Here is a 19378-nt window from a genome sequence, read left to right on the forward strand (position 1 = left end):
TCAAAATTTAAAAAGGAGGGGTGACAAATTTCTATGTCTAAGCAATATATAACCTAGTTCGGAAGTGAGGGGCATAATTCATAGGGAGGCTAAAAAAGAAGCGCCAAGGAGCTGAGATTGATGCAACAACAAGCAATCAAGCGTTTTGAGAAAACATTCCATGACGAATTGTATTTTTGGTCGCCTTCCGTTGGCTGGGAAATGAAAGAAGGACAGATTCGGATCGAGAGGCTGACTTATTCTGATACCGTCACGGACCTCTTCCCTGCTTTTTATTTTATAACGCAACAAGGAGTTAAGATAACGGATGTAATCAATCGCTTTCCAGATGTGAATCCGGACAAGTTAACTGCATTCATTAAAGACCTGATCAAAAACAAAATTTTGGTTGACAAACTGCTCACGCCGCAGGAGTTGTATTATTCCCAAAGCAAAATATTGCCTAATCCCTATGATGAAGAGACCTTTATTCATCCCGAGAAATACGAAGCATTCAAAAAGAAGCAATTGTCCAGAAGCTATCAGAACGTTGCCGATTATTCGTTGGAACTAATTGACGGTGAACTTCCGGAGGAGATTAGCAGGCGGAAATCCTACAGGAAGTTCGATGAGAACACGAAAATACCGTTCGAAGCATTCTCGCTATTGCTTTCTGCTTTTAAGCAAAACACGAAAAACAACTGTATTAGCTATCATTATGCGACGGCCGGAGGCCTCTACCCGATCGATTTATTCGTATACGTCAAGGATCACCGGGTTGAGAAGGTAAGGGCAGGCTTGTATTACTACAATCCGATCAGCAATGCATTGCAATTGGTGAGCAATACATGCGTCATTACGGATGAAGCGCACTATTTTGCGAATAAAGAGATTTTTAAGTCGTCAGCGATGTCTGTCTTCATGATTTACGATGCGAGTGTAACTATGCCTAAATATGGGGGGATGGGATATTATTTTGCGGGTATTGATGCAGGTATTATGGTTCAACTCCTGACTCAGGTCGCAGAACTGAACCATCTGGGCCTGTGCTCGATTGGGGAGATGAATTTCAGAAAGATTGAAAAATACTTCAAGTTAACCCCGGCGCACGTGCTGATTCATTCGGTTGAGGTCGGCTTAAAGCCAGAAATGAAGGAAAGGGGAAAAACCGAAGGGAAGGTGCATTTTGAATAATCAAGGATATTCCATAACAAAGGAGATGTTAGAAGGACTTGCGATCCATCACTGTTTTGAACAGCAAGTGAACCGGTGTCCGGATCAAATCGCGGTTGTATGTAATGACAAGCATCTGACCTATCGTCAATTAAATGAGAGGGCCAACCAGTTGGCCTCAGTACTTGCGGCAAAAAAGGCTTCTGCCAATACGATTGTTGCGATTATGCTCGAAAGATCCTTGGAAATGATAGTCAGTATACTGGCTGTGCTCAAAGCCGGAGGCTGTTTTCTAACCATAGATATCGAATACCCAACCAATAGAATTCACTATATGTTATCCGATAGCCAAGCAAAGACGATAATCACCACGAAGGAAATCGGGCGGAATATCCGGTTCCAAGGGGAGCACCTCCTGCTGGATGAAGCTAACATCTGGAACCTTCCTAAAGTAAATCCGTGCATCAAGGTTCAAGGAACAGATCTGGCTTACCTCATTTATACATCCGGGACTACCGGTCAACCCAAGGGAGTTTTGCTTGAGCACAAGGGAATAGCAAACCTGAAAGTATTTTGGGAAGAAGCTTTTGGAATTACGCCACAGGACAGAATGGGTCTTTTTGCCAGCATTTCATTCGATGCTTCGGTTTGGGAAATGTTCATGGCATTGCTCAATGGTGCTGCGTTATATGTGTTATCCAAGGAGCTTCTTTCCAATTTGCGAGACTTTCAAGACTATCTCGCGGCACACTCGATTACAGTCATGACTCTGCCTCCTTCCTACGCTATACATTTGGATCCCGCTACGCTCCCCGATCTAAGGTTGTTGATTACGGCAGGTTCCTCACCACCAAGGGATTTTGTGAACAATTGGAACAAGACGGTTGCTTACGTAAATGCTTATGGACCTACGGAAGCAAGCATATGTGCCACCGCCTGGATGGCGCCCCCGCAATGGTGCAGCGGGAATCACATCTCTATTGGCAAGCCCATTCGCAACACACAGGTGTATATTTTGGACGAAAACAAACAGCCAGCGGCATCAGGCGAATTAGGAGAACTATGTATTGGCGGCATTGGATTAGCAAGAGGATATTTGAACCGGCCTGAGCTGACCGCTGAAAAGTTTATTGATAATCCCTTTGTTCCCGGCGAAAAGATGTATTGCACTGGGGATTATGCGAAGTGGTTGCCTGACGGGAATGTGGAGTACCACGGCAGAATGGACCAACAAGTCAAAATAAGAGGCCACCGCATAGAGCTGGGTGAGATTGAAGCGGTTCTCCAAAAATTCAATCCGATCACAGAGGCTGCAGTAATTGTGCAAAAGGATAGGCACGGTGATCCCTCTTTGTCCGCTTATTACGTTGCCAATAAGGAAATCTCTATCTCTTCGCTGCGGTTCTATCTCGAAAAAGACTTGCCCCGTTATATGGTCCCTAATCAATTTTATTGTATAGAGAAAATGCCGTTAACGATAAATGGGAAAGTAGATCATGAACAACTGCTCTTGCCCGAATATAATCAAACCGCCGCACCCGAGTATACAGCCCCCCGCAATCAATTGGAGATGATGCTAGTTGAAATCTGGCAAGAGGTTTTAGGGATAGACGCGATAGGAATTCACGATAATTTTTACCTGCTGGGCGGAGATTCTATAAAGGCTATTCAGATGGCTGCGAAACTATACGAGCGCAAATTAAAGATGGACATCCAAGTTCTGATGATGAATCCGACAATCAGTGCCGTCGCGCCTGTTGTAGAGCCTATCGCAAAAGAATGCTGCCAAGGCATCGTACAAGGCGAAGTGCTTTTGTCCCCCATTCAACATTGGTTCTTTGAGCAACGATTCTCGTCTATGCATCATTGGAACCAGTCCATCCTGTTGTACAATCCCGAGGGATACAACAAAGACATTATACAGATGATTCTTGCGAAATTGATAGAACACCATGATGCGTTACGGATGGTGTATAAATTTGATTATGCTTTACCGATGCAAATAAACCGGGGCATGGAAGAGGGCGTATTAGGTTTTACTGTGTTCGAGGTTCCCCGCCAAGTTGAAGCGGGGACATATATTCATCAAGAGGCCGGGCGATTGCAAAGCCGAATCCGTTTATCCCAAGGACCGCTAGTGCAAGCGGGCCTGTTTCAAACGACGGAAGGCGACCATCTATTTCTGGCGATACATCATCTGGTTGCAGATGGCGTTTCATTCCGTATTTTGTTGGAAGATCTGTCCCGAGCGTACGATCAGGCTATCCGCGGGGAAGCGGTGGTTCTCCCCAACAAAACGGACTCTTATCAGACTTGGACAGCCAGCCTTATCGAATATTCGGCTTCCCGCGAATTCCTAAAGGAGATTCCATACTGGAAGGAAATCGAGCGTAAAACGCTATTGACTCGCTTGCCCAAAGACAAACCAGCTAACGCGCATACACAGAAAAACAAACGTATTGCAAAAGTGGAATTAACCAAAAAACAAACACAGAAGCTGCTTAAGGATGTTCACTGGGCTTACCGCACGGATATGAACGACATTCTTCTGACTGCGCTCGGTCTGTCCATTCACAATTGGACAGGGCAACATCAGGTGTTATTGAATTTAGAGTCTCATGGCCGCCACGATATGATCAAAGGACTTCACATTTCCAGAACGGTCGGGTGGTTCACCTCGCAATATCCTGTACTGTTAGACATGTCCCATACGGACGATGTATCTCATCAAATCAAAGTGATTAAAGAAGATCTTCGAAAAATTCCGAATAAGGGGATCGGATACGAAATGTTGAAGTACTTAACCCCTCCAGAGCATCTTTCAGACCTCTCTTTTTCGCTGGATCCGGAGATTTGCTTTAATTATCTGGGGCAGTTGGACGATGAGATGAGTTCCAGGGGATTCGCCCCGTCACCGTACAGCAATGGCGCCTCGTTAGGAGCTGACGGCGAGGGAAATATCGGGCAAGAGAATGAAATTTATTTTCCCCTCATCTTTACGGGCTATATACAAAATGGCCAGCTTTATTTCACCATCTCTTATAACGAACATCAGTACTCTCGGGAAAGTATGGACCATTTAGCCAGCCAGTACAGGCAGCAGCTGCTGAATATAATTGAACATTGCGAGCAAAAAAAGATGTCAGAGCGAACTCCCAGCGACTTCAGCTGCACGCACTTGGATATGAAGGAAATCGATAAGGTGTATGCACTGTTAGAGCAGTCATTCAACAAGTTAAAAATCAAATAAAGGGTGAAGATGATGACGTTTCAAAAGGAACTTGTAGAAGATATGTATATTCTTTCCCCAACGCAGGAAGGGATGCTATTTCATTCACTCGAAGACGGAAATTCAAGCGCTTACTTTGTACAGATCGTGACCCCCGTTTATGGAGAACTGGATGCTGCATTGATGATTGAAAGCTTTGAAAGGCTTGTTCAGCGGCATGACGTGTTTAGAACCACTTTTTTGTATGACAACTTAAAGCAACCGCTTCAAATTGTGCTAATTGAAAGGCCTGCCAGCATTGTCATCGAAAAATTGGACGATTCAAACGATGAAATGAAGCATGAACGTATAGGCCAATTTCTTCAGAAGGACAGGGAGGCGGGATTTCATCTGACAACAGATCCCCTTATTCGGCTGGCTCTGCTGCAGACTGCCGGCAGTGAATGGGTCATTGTGCTTAGTTTTCATCACATCCTGATGGATGGGTGGTGTTCGGATCTGGTATTCAACGAGTTATTCCATATGTATGCTTCTTTAAAGGAGAGGATTGCTGTTGAATTGCCTCCCCCCGCACCGTATAGCCAATATATCAAATGGCTGGAGAATCAGGACAAAGAAGCGGCGGGCCGCTATTGGAAAACCTGCCTGGATCGTTGCGAACAATCAGCCAGATTGCCATGGTTGAAAAAGAAGGAAACATCCTTACCCTATACACCCATGGAGTACAGCTTTTCATTCGGCAGAGAGGCGACCGGACAGCTGGCATGGATAGCCAAACAAAATCAGGTTACATTGAACGCGATATTTCAAGCGATATGGGGATTGATTTTACAGAAATATAACGATCAGACCGATGTTGTATTTGGTTCCGTTGTAACAGCAAGACCCGCTGCGATACGGGGAATGGAGCAAATGATAGGTTTATTTATCAATACTCTGCCTGTCCGGGTGCAGACTCAAGCGAACCAGTCCTTCCAGTCACTTATGCGTCAAATGCACGAACAGACGGTGAAATCTTATGAATTCGCTTACTTTCCTTTATCCCGTATTCAAAGAGAAGCAGTTGGAGGATCGCAAATATTCGATCATATCCTTGTATTTGACCATCATCCGGTTGAGCAGCAGTGGGAACAGATCTCAACTGGACTAGGATTACAGGTTGGGGAACAGAAGGTGATTGAGCATACGAACTATGATGTCAGTATTACGGCTGCTCTGAAAAATGATGAGTTGACAGTAACATTCATATACAATTCCAACGTTATCCACGAAAAAGAAATCAAACGAATATCAACTCATATTGTCAATGTTGCCAATTGCGTCAGAGACGATATATCCATACCGGTTCGTAAGATTTCCTTGACATCCTCTGCGGAAATACAAGGCCTGTTACGATCAAATATGACGAAAACAAACCACACTAAAGATCAAACGATTGCCGATTTGTTTGAAAAACAAGTCTGTGAGACCCCGAAACATACGGCACTGATTTTTGCAGGCCAGACCCTAACATATGAAAAATTGAATAGGAAGGCGAACCAGCTTGCCCATCTTCTTCAGGGAAAGGGAGCAGAGCCGGATTGCCTTGTAGGCTTAATGGCGGAAAGATCTATGGAGATGGTGATCGGCATTATAGGGATACTGAAATCCAATGGCGCTTATGTCCCCATGGATCCTGACAATCCCGTTCATCGGCTTCGCATGATACTGGATGACTCCAAAGTTCCTATAGTTTTGGTCCAACGTTCCGCTTTGCCGAAGTTGAAGGAAGTATTGCAGCACACCGAAGGCAAGGAAGAAATCGAATATTGCGTGATTGAAGATGCGTTGCGGGAGACGAAGCCGGATATGCTCGTAAATCCAGTGCGCACATGCGCCCCCCATCATTTGGGTTATGTGATGTATACCTCCGGTTCAACGGGAAGGCCAAAGGGAATTTTAACGCAACAGAATAATATTATCAGGGTTGTCAAAGATACCAATTATATTACAATCAATCCGGAAGATACGCTCTTGCAATTATCCAGCTTTTCTTTTGACGGATCTGCTTTTGATATATTCGGTCCCCTGCTGAACGGGGCTGCACTGGTGCTGGTTCGCCAGGAAGCGCTTCTTGAGATGAATATGCTGCTTCAGATCATAGCGGATGAAGAAGTATCCGTGTTCTTCACTACGACAGCCCTTTTTAATACACTCGTTGATGTGGATATGAAGAGCCTTGCGAAGGTTCGCAAGGTGCTTTTCGGCGGAGAACGCGTTTCCCTGCTGCATGTAAAAAAAGCGTTCGAGTATATGGGGAAGGGCAAAATCTTGCATATGTACGGGCCCACCGAAAGTACCGTATATGCAGCCTATCATGAAGTCAATGCAATAGACGAATCCTTAGGGACGGTTCCCATTGGCGTGCCTCTTTCCAATACCGAAATTTTAATCTTAAGCAAAGAGAACCATTTGCAGCCTGTCGGAGTGATTGGCGAATTATGCATAGCGGGGGACGGATTAGCAAGAGGCTACTTAAATAATGAAGTTCTTACGCAAGAGAAGTTTGCTGCGCATCCATTTAATCCGGAAGAGCGAATGTATAGAACCGGTGACCTGGCCAGATGGCTAGAGGATGGAACCATTGAATTTGTGGGCAGGGCGGATCATCAAGTGAAGCTGAGGGGATTCCGGATTGAACTGGGGGAGATCGAGTACAGGCTGCTAAGTCATGAGGCTGTTAAAGAAGCGGTTGTAGTAGATTGCCAGGATCCAAGCGGCGGGAAAACATTGTGCGCCTATTACGTGGCTCATCGAAACATAAGCAGTGCAGAGCTCAGGGAGAGATTATCTGAAAGTTTACCGTACTACATGATTCCATCTTATTTTGTGCGGATGGAAGCCTGGCCTTTAAACTCGAACGGCAAGGTGGAGAAAAAGCGGCTCCCATTACCGGATTGGAACGCGGATCACGGCAATGGGTTCGAACCCCCACATGGCGAACTGGAAGAGCAACTGGCGGAAGTGTGGCAGGACGTACTCGGCATCGGAAATATTGGGATATTTGATAATTACTATGAACTTGGAGGAGACTCCATCAAAGCCATTCAGATTTGCGCCCGGCTCCGAGATCATCAACTGAACTTGAGCGTGACCGATTTACTGAAAAACCCCACGATCAAAGAGTTGAAACGGCGCATTCGCTTGTTGAACCCAAATAAGGAAAATGAGCTGAGTGATTCGGATTATTCAGGGATATCCATCGATGAGCTTTCAGACTTGGAGGAGGATCTAAGAGCTTCCATAGATCAGGGGTAGATACACTATTCAGGAACAAATCGGAGGGTGAAGATACACATGAGCACGAAACCATTCATTAAAAAAGTATATCCGTTAACACCAATGCAAGAAGGCATGTTGTACCATTCGTTGGCTGAGAATAATAATAACACGTTCTTTATCCAGCTCTCTTTTAAGGCCGAGGGGATACTGGAGAGCCATTTGCTAAGTCAAAGCTTGCGGCAATTGATTCAAAGACATGAAGTGTTTCGTACGGTTTTTAACTACGACAAAGCGAAACAGCCTATTCAAGTTGTTCTGGAAGAGAGAAATAATGAAATCTATTATAGAGACATTGCCCATTATCGCAAAGAAGAGCAAACAGAACTATTGAATGCGTTTACAGAACAGGATAGGAATAAAGGCTTTGACCTGACCAAGGAGTCTCTGCTGCGTTTGGCTGTATTTAGGCTGGGGGAGAGGGCGTATGAATTTATTTTTAGCTTTCATCATATCATTATTGACGGCTGGTGTTTGAGCACCGTGGTGAAGCAATTCTTTACAATCTATCAAGGATTGGAAAGAAACCGGCCTCTCGTATTGGATGAGGTTCCGCCATTCAGCGCGTACATCAAATGGTTGGAAGCTAAAGACAAAGAACAAGCGGGACTCTATTGGAGAAAGTATATCGAAGGAATCGAGCAGCAAACAAATTTGCCGTGGACAAGACATTCTGTTCAGCAAGGTTATGTGTTGGACAAAGTGCAGTTTATGATTCCTAAAGCCGATACGGAAAGATTAACGCACATTGCAAGGGATAACAGAGTTACCTTGAGTACGCTGGTTCACGCCATCTGGGGCATTGTGCTCCAGCGTTATAATTATTCCGACGACGTTGTATTCGGCACGGTTGTGTCGGGCCGAAATGCGGATGTTGCGGGAATTGAAAAGATGGTTGGCCTCTTTATTAATACCAATCCTGTGCGGGTAACCTTGCGTCATGGAATGAAGTTCGATGAACTTGTCAAGGAATTGCACTGTTCTATGCTGGAGTCCGAGGAGCACAGCCATTATCCGCTATCGGCCATCCAAGCGGATTCCCAATGGGGCAGGCAGTTCATCAATCATATCGTTGGGTTCGAGAACGTTCCTTTAGATATTGATTTACTTGGGGAAGAAGACCTTTCAGGTATTCGAATTTATGATTTTGAACTTTCCGATCAAACCAACTTTGACTTCAATTTAGTTGTCATTCCATCCGATGAACTCTCGGTGTCTATAAAGTTCAATGCTCTGGCCTACAAGAGAAATGACATGGAGACCGTTGCCGGTCACATTCAGCAATTGGTGCGAGCTGTTATTGACAACCCGACTGCTGAAATTGATCGGCTGGAGCTCATTGCTCCGGAAGAGAAGAATCAATTGCTGCATGCATGCAATGAAAGGCTCGCCAGGAACCATCCTTTCCAACCCGTTCATGAGCTGATTGCCGAACAAGTCAGGAAAACCCCTAACCAGACAGCGGTTGTATATCAAGATAAAAAGGTTACTTATCAAGAACTGGATCATGTAGCGGAAAAGATCTCGGAGAGGCTCATACAATGGGGTGTAAAGCGCGGTGAGATTGTCGCCCTGTCCCTGAGCCCGTCGATTGGCATGATAGCCGCAATATTGGGTGTGTGTAAGTCAGGAGCAGCTTTTTTGCCTATCGATATGAATTACCCTGATCAAAGGATCGAGTATCTGCTCAAAGACAGTGGAGCCTCCATATTCATCTGTCAAAAAGAAATGTCCGATCGAATTGATTTTGGTGGCATCGTCATGGACATCCTTGATATCCAGCCGGTTTCCATGGAGGGGATGAAAGCAGGGAGCGGAGAACGCATTAGGAATCACCCGGACAATCTGGCGTATGTGGTCTATACTTCAGGTTCGACCGGACAGCCCAAAGGGGTCATGATCGAACACAAGGCTTTGTTGAATTTATGCAGGTGGCACATCGACAGATTCGAAGTCACGGCCTCCGATCGGGCAACGAAATATGCGGGATTTGGTTTTGACGCTTCTGTGTGGGAGGTATTCCCTTATCTCGCGTGCGGGGCTTCCCTCTATATTATAGATGAAGAGCTTAAATATGATGTGGAGAAGGTCAATCATTTTTTTGAAGACAAAGGAATTACAATCAGCTTTTTGCCCACTCCATTTTGCGAGCAATTCATCAAACTTGAGAATCATTCCTTGCGATTGCTGCTAACAGGAGGAGACAAGCTGAAGCAGTTCACGAAGCAAACTTATGAGATTATCAATAACTACGGTCCCTCGGAAAATACGGTAGTAACCACATGCTATACGGTTATGGAGGAAAGCGTTAACATTCCGATTGGCAAACCCATAAGCAATACGCAGGTTTATATTTTGAAGCATAATCAGCTTCAACCCATAGGCGTCGCCGGAGAATTATGCATAAGCGGAGAAAGCTTGTCCAAAGGATATCTCAACCATGAAGAACTTACGAGGGAGAAGTTTGTAAAAAACCCGTTTGTTCCTGGAGAAAGAATGTACAGAACGGGAGATTTGGCAAGATGGCTTCCGGACGGCAATATGGAGTTCATTGGAAGAATAGACCAGCAGGTAATGATCAGAGGGTTCCGGATTGAGCTTGGCGAGATAGAGAACCAATTGTTGAAGAAGGCTGGCGTAAAAGAAGCAGTTGTCATCGATAGAGCAGACGAATCGGGCGCCAAATATTTATGCGCCTACGTAGTTACCGAGGAACCGCTCGCCATACAGGCAATGAAGGAGCATTTATCAAAAGAGCTGCCTGATTATATGATACCGGCATTCTTCATTCCAATCGAGAAAATGCCTGTAACGCCTAACGGCAAGGTGGATAGGAAAGCACTGCCTGAGCCGGATAGAACAACTCTCGAAGCAATCGTATACGAAGCGCCGCGGAATGAGATTGAGGCCAACATGGCGTTCGTATGGCAGAACATCTTGGGAGTTCAACATATAGGAATCAACGATAATTTCTTTCAACTAGGCGGGGACTCCATCAAGGCCATTCAAGTGTCATCACACCTTAAAAAGCATAGCATTCATATCGAGATTAAAGATCTGTTTAACCATCCTTCCATTAAACGATTATCCAATTGTGCCAAGAACGTTTTCAATACGAAAGCATTTCAGGGGCTCGTAGAAGGTGAAACTCCGCTTACTCCAATACAACGATGGTTTTTTGAGCATCAATTGACAGATATCCATCACTGGAATCAGTCTGTGATGTTGGTTAATAAGAAGAGATTTGATGTTCAGGCGCTTAGACAAGCAATCGACAAAATGCTGGAACATCATGACGCGCTCCGAATGGTGTACTCGATTCAGAACGGCCGAGTCATTCAAACGAACAGAGGCTGGATACCCGATCTGTTTGAACTTGATGTATTTGATTTCATCAATGATACAAATATTGAGGCTAAAATTGAAGCGGCCGCGCAAACCATTCAGACAGGAATGGATTTGGCTTCCGGACCGTTAGTAAAGGCAGGTTTGTTTCAAACGCGGGGTGGGGACCATGTGCTGCTCGCCATCCATCATTTGGTGATTGATGGTGTGTCATGGCGCATCTTGCTTGAAGATCTGGCAATGGCCTATGAGCAGGTTGTTTCTGGTGAAATGGTCAAGCTGCCAAGGAAAACCTCTTCCTACAAGAAATGGGCAGAATGCTTGAAGGAATATGCGAACAGCGAAGACCTGCTCCAAGAGCACGAATATTGGAGCAAGCTTGGTGAGAGCCAGTGGCGCAGGCTTCCCAAGGAGAAGGCCGCTGCTTCCAACCGAGTGAAAGATGCTCAGAATGTTAAGTTGAAACTTCCGGCATGCGCGACGGAAAGACTGTTGCGCCAAACCAATCGGGCTTATAACACTGAAATCAATGACATTCTATTGACGGCGCTTGGAACGGCATTAACGCAGTGGCTTGGTAGCGGGCGGATTCTGATTGGTGTGGAAGGCCACGGGCGCGAGGGGATCTTCAAGGATCTGGACGTAAACCGAACCGTAGGCTGGTTTACATCGCTATATCCGGTCATGCTTAGCCTGCCTCTAACAGACGATATGGGGCGACAGATTATGGCGGTCAAAAAGACATTGCGAGCCATTCCGAACAAGGGTATCGGGTATGGGGTCATTCAATATTTGACTGCGCAGAACAACAAAGAGTGTCTGAAGAGCGAGTTGAATCCAGAGATTACTTTTAACTATTTGGGTCAATTTGATCCGGTTCATGACCTATTCTCCTTCTCAAACCTGTCAAGCGGTCAAATGTTGAGCCCGGAGGCCGAGAGGGCGCATGCAATAGATATTACAGGCGTCGTGATCAATGGCGAACTGCAGCTCTCGTTCCTATATAACGGCCTTGAATTGCATGAAGAAACCATAGTTAAGCTGTCACGGGATTTCAAACGGAATTTATTGCGCATCATTGAGCATTGTGTCCGAGAGATCCCGGCAGGGGAGGCGTCAATTGATAAGGAGCAACAGCAAGAAATACCCCAATCGGTGTATCCGCCTGCGCTCTCCGATCCGGAACGTAGAAATGAACCTTTCCCCCTTACGGATATTCAAATGGCATATTGGTTAGGAAGAAATAAAGAGTTTGACATCGGCGGTGTATCCACACACGCTTATACCGAAGTGGAAACGGCCATAGACATGCGCCGCTTTAATGATAGTTTGAATAAAGTCATTCGTCGCCATCCCATGTTGCGGGCTATCTTTCTGCCTAACGGAGAACAGCATGTTCTTGACGATGTGCCGGATTATACAATCGAAATTACGGATATCCGCCATTTAGGAGAAAAATTGCGGGAGGAATGCATTGAAGCCGGGCGCAGACGAATGTCTCACCATGTTTTCCAGACGAATCAATGGCCGTTGTTTGAATTTACCGCTTATCAGACGGAAGATGACCAATATCTCCTTTGTATAAGCCGTGACTTGCTTATTGCTGATGCCGCCAGCATGGACATTATGGGGCAGGATTTAATGAAATATTATGAAAATCCTGATGCAGAGTTGCCTGAACTGGAGTTTACATTCCGGGATTATGTTCTGGCGTACAAGCAGCTTAAGACCTCGAATACCTATGAGGCTGACAAAGAGTACTGGCAACAGCAGCTGGAACACTTTCCTTCAGCACCTCAGCTTCCGGTTAAAAAGCTGGCGGCGGAAGTGGCTCAACCCCAATTCAAACGTGTAGAAAAAACGTATTCGATGGAAGACTGGAAGCAACTTAAAAGCATTTCCTTCCAACATGGGGTAACGCCAGCCACTTTGTTTTTAACCATTTATGCGCGAATCTTGTCCCTTTGGAGCAACCAGCCGGAATTAGCCATCAACTTAACCGTGTATAATCGTTACCCGTTTCATAAAGACACGGATAAGATCATTGGTGATTTTACATCGAACCTGCTGTTGGGTGTCAGCTTGCATGCAAGCCACTCATTCTGGGATCAGGCCAAGGAGGTGCAAAGAGGGCTGCTGGACGCATTGGAGCACAGACATTATGAAGGAGTTGAATTCATCAGGGATATTGCCAGGCACAAGGGGGTGGATTACGGCAAAGCCATCATGCCTATTGTATTTACCGCCGTGCTTAACGATAATCCTGCGAATGCCGAACCCGGCTTTGAGCAATTAGGCAATTTAAAAACAGGAATCTCCCAAACTTCTCAGGTATATATCGATTTTCAAGCGACTATTTTGTCCGATGAGCTGTGGCTGTTCTGGGACTATGTCGATCAATTGTTCGATGCTGAAGTTGTGCAGGAGATGTTTGCGCAGTTTACTGTCGTTGTAGACGCCATCCTAACTGCAGGGAAACCGATTGACCCGCAAATTGCAGAGTCAGATGAAGCGTTGATCGAAGCCTTCAATCAGACGGACGAGGAGATTGCGTATACGACCCTGCACGGCATGTTCGCCAAGCAAGTGAAGCGGGTGCCGGACGGAATCGCGGTCATTTGCGGCGATGCCAGCATGACCTATCGCGAATTGAACGAGCGTTCCAATCAGATCGCTCATTACCTACAGGAACAAGGCGTAGGCAGAAATGACTTTGTCGGAGTGCGGGCAGAGCGCCAAGTCGGGACTATCGTCAACATCCTCGGGATATTAAAAGCGGGAGCGGCCTATGTGCCGATTGATCCGGAGTACCCCGAAGACCGGATAAGCTACATGGCAGAGAACAGCAGCTGCAAGATGGTCATGGATCCGGGTTGGTATGAATCCTGGCATACCGCAAGCTGTCCGACAGCAGATCCGGAGGATATTCATCAGCCGCAGGACGTGGCGTATGTGGTCTATACTTCGGGCAGTACAGGAAGGCCGAAGGGGGTCGTCATTTCCCATGGAGCGGCCGCGAATACGATTCAGGACATCAACAACAAGCACGCCGTGGACGAAACGGATCGAATCATCGGCTTATCCTCCATGTGCTTTGATTTGTCGGTGTATGATATTTTCGGCGCCCTCGGAGCCGGGGCTGCCTTGGTGATGGTGCAGGATCAGCGGGAAGTAGCCGGCCTGTGGGCGACCGTTGAGAAAGAAGGAATAACGATATGGAACTCCGTACCGGCCATCATGGAAATGCTGGCGGATAACATCGGGAAGGATTCGATCCACTGCAAGATGAAGGCGGTATTGCTGAGCGGCGATTGGATTCCGTTGCATCTGGCCGGCAAAGTCAGACGTCACTTCCCCCATGCGCAAATCATCAGCTTGGGCGGGGCAACGGAAGCGTCCATCTGGTCCATCTACTATCCAATCGGGGAGTTGGCGGAAGGGATGTCCTCGATACCGTATGGGATGCCGCTGGCAAATCAACAGATCTATGTGTTGAACTATGAATTGAAGCATTGTCCGGTGGGCGTGCAGGGAGAGCTGTACATTGGCGGCATCGGTCTGGCCGAAGGGTATTTGAATGACGGGGAGAAGACGCGGAGCGCCTTCATTATGCACCCGGAACTGGGCAGAATTTACCGGACCGGTGATTATGGCATATTGCACCGGGCGGGCTACATTGAATTCCTTGGGCGCAAGGACCAGCAGGTCAAGATACGCGGCTACAGGGTCGAGCTGGGCGAGATTGAACGAAGACTGGTTGAACATGACTTTGTGGGCAGCGCCGTCGTTGTGGACTGCCGTGACCCAAGGGGAAAAACCGCCCTGTGCGCCTATTATGTAAGCGGCGATGAAGAATTGACGGCAGAGGAGCTGCGCATCTACTTGCTGCGTGAGCTGCCGGAATACATGGTGCCTGCTTATTTTATCGAGCTGCCGGAGCTGCCGCTGACCGCAAATGGAAAGGTGGACCGGAAATCACTTCCTGAACCAGATGCGGAGGCTGGCGGCCGCTCCTTGTATGAAGCGCCGCGCAACGAGACGGAAACCAAGCTTGCGGGAATCTGGGAGGAGGCGCTGGGAGTTGAGAGAGTCGGCATACACGATAATTTCTTTGAATTGGGAGGCAACTCGATTCAGATGGTGCAGATCCGCACGCGGATCGGCAAGGAGCTGGGGAGCGATGTTAGTCTGCGGGATTTCCTGCAAAATAACACGATCGCTAGACTGGGAGAACGGATAGCGGCAGGCAGCCAAGCGCAAACGGTCAAATATCCGGAGCTAGTGCCGGATCCTGCCCGCATGTATGAACCGTTCCCTCTCACGGATGTCCAGATGGCCTATCTGATAGGAAGAGAGGACCATTTTGAGCTGGGCGGCGTTTCCACCCATGCTTATCTGGAGCTAGAGACGCATTTGGACATGGGCCGGTTTAATGAGGCTTTGCTGAAAGTAATTGACCGCCATTCCATGCTCCGGACGATCGTGCTGCCAACCGGGCAACAAAGAGTTCTGGAGCATGTTCCGAACTATAGGATTGAGATTGCAGATATTTCTCACTTGGACGCGATGGCACAAGAACAATGCATTGCCAGAGAGCGGGAACGAATGTCGCATTATGTATTCCCGTCGGATCAATGGCCATTGTTTGAATATAAGGCATATAAGCTGTCTGAAGGACTGCATTATTTATTCATCGGTTATGACATGCTGATAACAGACGGAGCCAGCTTTCAGCTTATTCATAAAGAAGTGATGAGCTATTATAATCAACCTGATCGGCTGCTGCCGGAACTCCCTGTCACATTTCGCGACTATATGATGTCATACACCGATTTTCAGAATTCGGAGAGTTATGCCAAGGATAAGCAGTATTGGTTGAACAAACTGGAAGATTTTCCGGAAGCTCCGGCTCTTCTTTATGCAACGAAGCCTGAGAATATAATAAAGCCCCATTTTTACAGAAAAACGAATCATCTGAACGAGGACGTATATAAGAAGCTGAAAAAGAAAGCAAGAGAATATAATGTCACTCCTTCGGCGGTGCTATGCACCGCATTTGCCAAGGTCTTATCTTATTGGAGCAATCAGGAGCGAATCGCGCTCAACTGCACCGTTTTCAACCGGTTTCCGTTCCATGAGGATGTATATAGCCTGATTGGCGATTTCACATCGGTTATGCTGCTTGATATTCAGATATCGCCGGAGGCATCGTTCTGGGGGAATGCGGAAACGGTTCAGGATGTGATGATGGAAGCTCTTGAGCATAGACACTATGACGGAGTTAAGTTCATACGGGACATTGCCCGCTATAACAATTTGAGCGGCAACAAGGCGATTATGCCGATCGTATTTACCAGTATGCTGCTGGATGCGAATGCGGATTCGCAGGAAGAACAGCACCAGATGGGGGAAGTCAAGATGGCTCTTTCCCAGACCTCTCAAGTAATTATAGATTATCAAGTGCTAGAGGCAGACGGGGGCTTAACCATCACTTGGGACTATGTTAAGGAATTATTTGATCCTGGCGTAATCGAAGTAATGTTCACCGAATACTTCACCATGCTTGATCAGGTGTTAGGCACTGAGTCTGCCTATGTGATGAGCGGCAGAGATGAAGACAGGGCGCTGGCCGGAGAGTACAATGACACAGATGAGGATATCCGGGTTACGACACTCCATACACTGTTTGCAGAACAAGCTAAGCGTATGTCGAATGAAATAGCCGTAATAAGTGAGGAAGGTCAAATAACCTATGGTGAGCTGAATAAACGCTCTAATCAAATTGCGCATTTCTTGAACGAACAGGGAATAGGCCGACATGATTGTGTTGGCGTGCTGGCTTACAGGCACATTGAAACCATCGTTAATATCATGGGAATATTAAAAGCCGGAGCGGCTTATGTGCCGATAGATCCGGAATACCCGGAAGATAGAAGAGCCTACATGCTCGACAACAGCAACAGCAAGCTTCTGGCTGACACTGATCTGTATGTGAAGGAAAAAGTGGAATTCTGCTCAACTGAAAATAGTAACACGGATGATCATCCGGAGGACGTAGCATATGTCATCTATACCTCTGGGAGCACAGGCAGACCTAAGGGTGTTGTGATTACCCACGGAGCCGCTGCCAATACGATCCGGGACATGAATAATAAATTCGCAGTGGGCAAGGGAGACCGGATTCTGAATTTATCATCTATGTGCTTTGATTTATCGGTGTATGATATTTTCGGTGCCCTTAGTTCCGGCGCGGCGCTCGTGATGATTAAGGATCAGCGGGATCTTGCCGCTATCGGCAAGATCGTGGAGGACAAAGGAATCACCATTTGGAACTCGGTGCCTGCGATTATGGATTTGCTGCTGGACCATATTCTTGGCGAGCATGTTGAAGAAGAACATCTGTATTATTGGTCCGCTGCGCATATGCAGACGAATGACACGACGATTAGAGTGAAGAACAGTACTCTGCGGCTGGTATTGCTAAGCGGAGACTGGATACCGTTGAAACTGCCGAATAGAATAAGCAACTATTTCATGAACGCGAATGTTATCAGTTTGGGCGGTGCAACGGAAGCATCTATTTGGTCTGTCTACTATCCGATTCATGAACAGGAACTGGAACGCGAGATGGCATCTGTACCGTACGGAATGCCGTTGGCTAATCAGAAGTTGTATGTATTGAATTATGAGCTCAAGCTTTGCCCAATTGGCGTAGAAGGAGAATTGTATATTGGAGGCGCAGGTCTTGCCAAGGAGTATCTCAATGATAAGGCAAAGACTCAGAAGGCATTTATCGTGCATCCCGAATACGGCAGGCTATACCGAACGGGAGACTGTGGTGTTCTGCATAGTGGGGGTTACATTGAATTCACGGGACGGAAAGATCAGCAAGTGAAGATTAGCGGATACCGGGTGGAGCTTGGAGAAATTGAGCACCAGTTGCTTCATCAGGAAGGGATTAAGGAAGCAGTCGTTGTCGACAAAAAGGACAGTAAAAATAAGAAGTTCCTTTGTGCTTATCTGGCAACCGATCAGCCGATTAACACGGAAAGCCTCAAAAAGGAGCTCGCTAAGGTTTTGCCAAGCTATATGATCCCCTCCTATTATATGCGAATTGATAAAGTGCCTCTGACACCTAACGGCAAGGTAAACCGAAAAGCTCTGCCTGATCCGGATGAAAGTGTCATCCCATTCACAGAGTACGCGGCTCCTAATCCTGGGTTAGAGCAGATGTTTGTTGATGTTTGGCATGAAATTCTGGACGTCGAAAAAATTGGTGTCACCGATAATCTGTTTGATCTTGGGGTTGACTCAACAAGCATCATTAAATTTGTTGCCAAAACCACAGAGCACAACGTGAAAATTTCTATCCAGCAAATATTTCTGACCCCAACCATTAGACAAACGGTTCAAGCCATTTCGGACAAGGATAGCGCAACGGCTGATTTCTCTAATGAGAGAATACGGTTAAGCCCTATCCATCATTCGGACAAAAACATCTTCTGCTTCCCGCCAATTGTAGCATTAGGTGTGGTGTACCAGCGTCTATCGGAGATTATAGACAACTATGCATTCTATAGCTTCAATTTTATTGAATCTGACAACAGAATTCAGGCGTACATCCAGTTGATCAAAGAGATTCAACCGCGGGGACCATACACATTTCTGGGGATCTCAGCCGGGGGCAACCTCGCGTTCGAGTTGACGAAGGAGCTGGAGAAACAAGGCGACAGGGTTGCGGATCTGATTCTGATGGACTCCTTCTTTATCCAAGAAGCCGGCCAGGAACGGTCTAATGAAGAGGAAAGCCGCCGATATGCGTATGAAACGGTAGATTATATGCTGGAACAATATCCTCAGCTGCAAAGTGAAGGCGAGTATTTCCGGAATCATATCGGACATAAAATTCAAAGCTACTATGTGTATTTGGATGAGTTGATTAATTCTGGCCGAATTGCAGCCAACATCAGCGTGATTAAGTCGCCTTCGAGCAAAAGCAAGCATGTGCACGGGGATATTCATAGGTGGAAACATTGTACTACGGCCAGGTTTGCATCCTACGCCGGCTATGGCGATCACGAAAAGATGCTGGACCATGGTTTTGTTGAAGAAAATGCCGTTCTTATTCAAAAGATACTGAACGACAATGCTTTACTCCTGTAGCTGGATGAAAACAAAGAGAAACCCTCGTCTTGAAAAAAACAAGGGTTCTCGACAAGCTGAGGAGCGAACTTCAAGTTCGCTCCTTTGACTTATAACTCGCATTTCAAACTTATTCTGAATTCAGGATAATCTTGTCTTTTAGAAGATATATAGATATAATCATTGGGGTTT

At 46.4% G+C, this 19378-nt stretch carries 4 protein-coding genes; all 4 read left to right on the top strand.

The window, feature by feature from the left end; all coding sequences use genetic code 11:
* Positions 1-120: 120 nt before the first annotated feature.
* Genes JSQ80_RS22425 through JSQ80_RS22440 form a run of 4 tightly spaced genes read left to right on the top strand, consistent with a single transcriptional unit; the run spans position 121 to position 19207 of the window.
* Positions 121-1173 (top strand): SagB/ThcOx family dehydrogenase, encoded by a 1053-nt coding sequence (locus JSQ80_RS22425; protein ID WP_206096743.1) that lies wholly within the window; start codon positions 121-123, stop codon positions 1171-1173.
* Entirely contained in the window at positions 1166-4402 is a 3237-nt protein-coding gene (locus tag JSQ80_RS22430) for an amino acid adenylation domain-containing protein (RefSeq protein ID WP_240463764.1), read from the top strand. The genes JSQ80_RS22425 and JSQ80_RS22430 overlap by 8 nt, the downstream gene beginning before the upstream one ends.
* 42 nt (positions 4403-4444) lie before the next feature.
* Entirely contained in the window at positions 4445-7678 is a 3234-nt protein-coding gene (locus tag JSQ80_RS22435) for a non-ribosomal peptide synthetase (protein WP_272491198.1), read from the top strand.
* 39 nt (positions 7679-7717) lie between these two features.
* Positions 7718-19207 (top strand): non-ribosomal peptide synthetase, encoded by an 11490-nt coding sequence (locus JSQ80_RS22440; protein WP_206096745.1) that lies wholly within the window; start codon positions 7718-7720, stop codon positions 19205-19207.
* Positions 19208-19378 lie beyond the last annotated feature (171 nt).

Origin of the sequence: Paenibacillus apiarius (assembly GCF_017052585.1) — a bacterium.
In the GTDB taxonomy this organism is placed as follows: Bacteria; Bacillota; Bacilli; order Paenibacillales; family Paenibacillaceae; genus Paenibacillus_B; species Paenibacillus_B apiarius.